Below are 959 nucleotides of genomic sequence, written 5' to 3'. Positions count from 1 at the left end.
GCCCTGAATTTATTTAAGTCACTTATAGCCTGATCGATTCTATCGATAGCCTTTTGAGCATTAGTAGCAGTTAAGATATTTGTGGTTTTTAAGAACATTTGCTGATTAGCTGCAGAGAATCTATAGAGTATTCCATCAGCAGTTAGTCCCCCCTGGGTAGTGAGGTTTGTATTTGTGGATTTATTGAGAGTTCTGGTAAAATCAACTTTTCCTTTTGTGACATTTTGTCCAGCAGAGGTAACAACTGCATTAAATCTCAAATTTGGATCTCCATGGGTGGTTTCATTATTTTCCCAGTAATCTGTAAATCTAAAGGCAGAAGGACCGGTAATTGTCACAGTTCCTCTAATCACTGTTACATTGGCAGTTCCTCCAGCGTCAGTTAGTTTATAACCATTTGCAGTGAATGCGTCACTGGCACCACCTGTAAATCCTTTAGTTGCAATAAGATGGTTTCCATTGTCCATGTTCTGGTTAATAAACATTCCTTTTGCGCCATCAAATACATTGTGATAGGTTTTGGCATCAAAATGAACAGTACCAGTGGTTTTTCTATGAACGGTTGCTGCTGCTTTTGTACCTGCTCTTTCAGTAATTTTGATATTACCACCATCTTGATTGTTTAGTTTTAATTTACCGTTATCAGTGACCTGTGCTGTGACTCCGAGGGTTTTGGACATTTTATTTATTGCAGCAGCGATAGTAGATGCCCCTATTTTTACAGTGGCTGTAACAGTTGCTGCAGATCCACTGGCAAGATGAGTTTTTAATGTTTTTGTAGCAGAGACCTTGTAGTTGCTGAACACAGTGAAGTTATTTATTCTCAGGGTGTAATATCCATATGCTTTTGCTACAATGGTATATGTTCCTGTGGTGGTAGCTGTAACTTTATTTGTCTTTTTTGTGGAGATAGCAGTATTGGGAGAGGTGTACTGAGTTTTTGCATGAGCTGTTACCCC

The 959-nt window shown here is 38.8% G+C and carries 1 protein-coding gene; it reads right to left on the bottom strand.

Features of this window, described 5'->3' with window-relative positions; all coding sequences use genetic code 11:
* On the bottom strand, window positions 1-959 hold a 959-nt coding region (locus ACYQ0O_RS13015; RefSeq protein ID WP_459893761.1), incomplete at both ends, for a hypothetical protein.

Source organism: Desulfothermus okinawensis JCM 13304 (assembly GCF_054654515.1).
This window is presented reverse-complemented; position numbering and strand designations above follow the sequence as displayed.